This is a genomic window from Methanocalculus sp., from assembly GCF_030651615.1.
Lineage (GTDB): Archaea > Halobacteriota > Methanomicrobia > Methanomicrobiales > Methanocorpusculaceae > Methanocalculus.
On the sequence record NZ_JAUSCG010000117.1, the window covers coordinates 1 to 4,500 of the forward strand.

2 protein-coding genes are annotated in these 4,500 nt (G+C 52.1%); both read right to left on the reverse strand.

From position 1 onward, the window contains the following. Nucleotides 1-43: 43 nt before the first annotated feature. Entirely contained in the window at nucleotides 44-2,245 is a 2,202-nt protein-coding gene (locus Q7V06_RS05270) for a response regulator (protein WP_304839098.1), read from the reverse strand. Nucleotide 2,246: 1 nt separating this feature from the next. After that, a partial coding sequence (locus Q7V06_RS05275; protein WP_304839101.1) for a methyl-accepting chemotaxis protein occupies nucleotides 2,247-4,500 on the reverse strand: 2,254 nt, incomplete at its 5' end.

The following is a 4,500-nucleotide window of genomic DNA, read 5'->3' on the forward strand; positions in this document are numbered from 1 at the left end:
TGTCGGGCTATCCTCGACGACAAGGAGATGTATATCCCCATGATCACGAAACATCGGGTATAACCTCACGTACGACCTTCAAAAATGCCTCTTTCTCGAAGATACTCTTGATGATATATGCATTGGCGCCAAGGTGAATGCCGTACTCCTGATCCGCAGGCGAGTCAAGAGATGTCACCAGCACCACCGGAAGCCTGGAAAGGGCTGTATTACTCCTAATCGCCTCAGTGAGAGCAAAACCGTTGATTCTTGGCATATCGACATCGGATATGACAATATCATACTCTTCATCCTTAAGTCTTTGGAGGGCTTCGGCCCCGTCATTTGCGGTTGCAACATCATATCCCGCCTCCTCAAGGATTGATCTGAGGAGTTCCCGTGATGTTACCGAATCTTCAACAACAAGGACCCGACCACTCTCTTTTTCTGTTGAACTTATTTCAGGAGTTCTCCTCTGCAATGAAGAGGTGATCAGATCAAGTGCATCTATGACAAGCGCTATACTCCCGTCATTGAGGATTCCGGCACCTGTTATACGTTTGACATATCGGAGCTGGCTTCCAAGCGCCCTGACAACAACCTCCTGGACACGTACAATCTCGTCGACGAAGACACCAAGCCTTCCCGCACCTGAAGCCAGGATGACAACGGGGCGTATCCGGTCATCATTCATGATATGGATCGAATCTTCCGCCCCAAGCGCCCTCTCAAGTGAAATGAGACGGATCAGTTCATCGCCCAGACGAATATCATCTCTTCCCGATTTTATCCTGATCACCTGACGAACATGCTGCATCGGTATGACATATGACCGTCTTGCGGATCTGACAACGATGCCACGAAAATTGGAGTGGTGAACGGGAACGGACATCCTGACACAGGTGTTCTGTCCGGGGATGGAGGTCACCGAGACGCTTCCTCCGAGTCGGCTTGTAACCTCTTCAACGATTGCCAGGCCAAGCCCCCTGCCGGAGAGTTTTGTGACGACAGGGTTTGTTGAGAGGCCTGATCTGAGGGTGAGATCGAGGCTGTCTGCATCAGAGATGGTCTTAGCCTCTTCCTCTGTTATCAGACCCATTTTATGGGCTGTCTCCCGTATGGCAGCAGGGTTGATCCCATGACCGTCATCTGAAACATCAATCCCAACCCTGCTCCCGGCAAGAGGAACCACCCTGACATGTATTCTGCCTTTTGGGTTCTTTCCTCGTGCGATGCGGGTTCCCGGGTGTTCAACCCCGTGATCGATTGCATTTCTGATCAGGTGAAGAAGCGGATCTTTTAGTGCCTCAAGAACACGGCGATCGATCTCGATCTCACCACCGTCAACCACGAAATCGACCTGCTTTCCGGAAGATCCGGCGACATCTCTGATAAAATCGTGAAATCGGGTGAATATGTAAGAGAAGGGAAGGAGGACCGCATCATGGATAGCATCCGTAATCATCTGTGTACTTGATTCGAGTGCAGCACGATCCCTTGTATTTGCTTTTAACTGGGTTGTGAGACCGTATCGGAGTGTATCGATGAATTCCCGGTTCTTCTTTAAGAAATGAATGATCCGATCAAGTGATCTGAGATCCTCTCCGGAGATCTCCCGCCCTGAATGGATCAGTTCTTCAATCTGGCGCTGATCGGTGACGATCTGTACATGAGCCCATTGCCAGAGTGAGAACTGAAGCATCATCGCATCCATCTCACGCATTCTGTGGGCCATCGAGAGGCGTGCCACAAGAAGTTCGTCAGATCCCGCTATGAGTCGGTCAAGGCTTTTATTTGCGATTCTGACCGTCTCACTCTCCCGAATCTGCGGAATCTCACTCCTGACCGGTGGCTGTTCCCTCTCAACTGAAGCATGGGGTTTTGTGCTGGTAACCGATCGCAGCTCCCGGATGATAGCGACCGGGGATACCTTCTCCCCGTCAACAAGCTTTCGGATCTGCATAATGGCACGGTGGAAGAGGTCATATCCTGCTGCATCCGGAACCAGCTCTCCATGTCTGACACGTGCAAGCGCCGTCTCAAGGTGCTGGCAGATCGATTCGATCTCACGGACGGAGACGGCGCGGGCTGCACCTTTCAGGCTGTGTGTCCTCCGGTAGATCGACTCTGATACGACAGGGTCAATCTCCGCACCACCCCGCTCAAGCGCGATCAGGTCGTCGGTGATGGCGGTAAGGAGTTCATCTGCCTCGTCCCGAAAGGTGGCAAGGAGTGTCTCTCTCAGCTCTTCATCGTTTCCCGTCATATCAGACGTGGTACTGTTCTGTGATCTTCTTCAGCCGGATACCTAGTTCGTGCAGGACTTCTGCGGTCTTTTCAGCTTTCTGGGTGTTCTCCAGGTTCTTTCTGGCAGCCTCCTGGATCTTCTCCATTGCGTGGGAGATACGGTCCATACCACTTGCCTGTTCTGAGATGGAGTCTGCGATCTCGTAGGCTTCCTTCGAAGAGTCGGTGATGGCGGATGCAAGCACCTCGATCGCTTCACGGGCCTGTGCTGTCAGCCTGACAGTATCTTCGACAGATGCAGATCCCCGATCGACTGAAACGACAGTCCCCGAAACACCCCGCTGAATATCTGTAAGAATCGTCCTGATATGTGCAGTCGCCTGTTTTGACTGTTCGGCCAGGATATGAATCTCATGTGCAACGACGGCAAAACCCTTCCCGAAATCGCCTGCTTTTGCCGCTTCAATGGAGGCATTAACCGCCAGAAGGTTTGACTGTTCAGAGATGTCAGTAACTGTTGCGATGATCTCACCAACAGCAGTACTCTGTTCTGAGAGTTTGACGACGTTTGTACCGATTACATCCATCTGCCGTCTGATCTGGTTCATGCCGTCGAGGATCTCCTGGATTGACTGCTGACCATCTTTACTGACGAAACTTGCCTTCATCGCCTTTTCAGTGACCGCACGGGTCTTCTGGTTGGCACGGTTCGTCTGGAGGCGGACACCTTCAACCGAATCTGTCGTCTCATCAACGATCCGCACCGTCTGTGAACTCTCTCCTGACAGATGAGCGGTGACGGCGATGATCTCACTTGATGCAGACGATAGGACCGAGATACCTTCATACAGCTCCTCTGTGATCAGTTTCATCAGCCGTGACAGCTCGATACCGATGGTGTTGAGGGCATCACGGTAGGCGATGAACTCACCTGCAACAGGGATCTCGGGATTGAATCGTGCAGTAAAATCTCCGGTTGCATAGAATCCGGCAAGCCGCATCGCCTCGTTCACCGGCTCGGTGATCCGCTCAAGGGTCTTGTTGAACCCGATGATGATCCTCCGGTAACTGCCACGGAATGCCTTCTCATCACCCCTGACCTTCAGATCCCCTGCCCATGCGGCATCGGTCATCTTGAGTGTCTCTTTATGGAGATGGTCAAGGGATTCCATCATCATCCGGATAGCGGGGCGTATCTCATCTCTTTCATCCTGGATCTCGATCTCCTCGACATACTCTCCGTTTGCGAGACGTTTGATGTTCCCAACGATATTTGTCTGCAGATTCTCAGCAAACTCATCCATCGTCTGTGCCATCACACCGATCTCATCTCTCCTCCTGATGTTCAGCCGGACTGACAGGTGGCCGTTTCTGAGTTCTTTGATCATCAGGACGACCTGCTGGAGGGGATCGGCGATGGATCTTCCAAAGAGGATAGCTACGACTGCACCGACGATGATCGATGAGAGGATAACGATGACAAGGGTGTCCCGGATGGTGTCAATCGGGCCGGTAAAGTCGGAGAGGTCTGCCCGGGAGACGATATACCAGTCGAGGGGTTCAAAGTAGGTGTAGACATCGACGATATCCATCCCATCTGCCTGATGGTATAATACACCCTCCCCCTCTGACAGGATCGTCGCGAAGAACTCCTGGTTTTCCAGGTTCTCACCTTCAAGAGTCGGGTGGACAATGACGTTCCCCTTGCCGTCGACGACGAACATATATCCGTTCTTTCCTATGACAGCATGGCGGATACTGTTCTTCACAACATCAAGGGTCTGTTTCTCTTCGGTTCCGACGAAGAGGATGCCGATCACATTGCCGTTCTTGTCCTTGATCGGTTCATATGCGGTGACATATTGTATTCCGAATAGATCGCGGGATCCATAGAAGGTCCTTCCGCCGGAAACCGAGTAATCAAAGACATCCTGGGTGAGAAGGGTTCCGACGGCACGCTCTCCATCCTCACTTTTGACGTTTGTTGCTATCCTGACGGCATGGTCGTCATAGACCTGGAAGACCGTCGCCGCACCACCGACAAGTGCCTGGACCTGATCGACGATCTCAAAGTTTTCATTGACGATGTACCTCTGCCCGTCAGGACCAAAGAGTGTCATCTGACCCTCGACGATCTCCGGTGTGCCGTGCTGGTAGAACTGCTGCCTGAGGACATTTAAGTCGCTGTCCACCTTGCTCCTCGTTAAGGTGTAGACATCGTTTGTCCACCCTTTCATATCTGTCCCCTGTGTCTGAAGGAGCGTCTCAATCTGC

Coding starts and splice junctions, on each gene's coding strand:
- Q7V06_RS05270 (WP_304839098.1), bottom strand. CDS start 2,245: ATGACGGGAAACGATGAAGAGCTGAGAGAGACACTCCTTGCCACCTTT.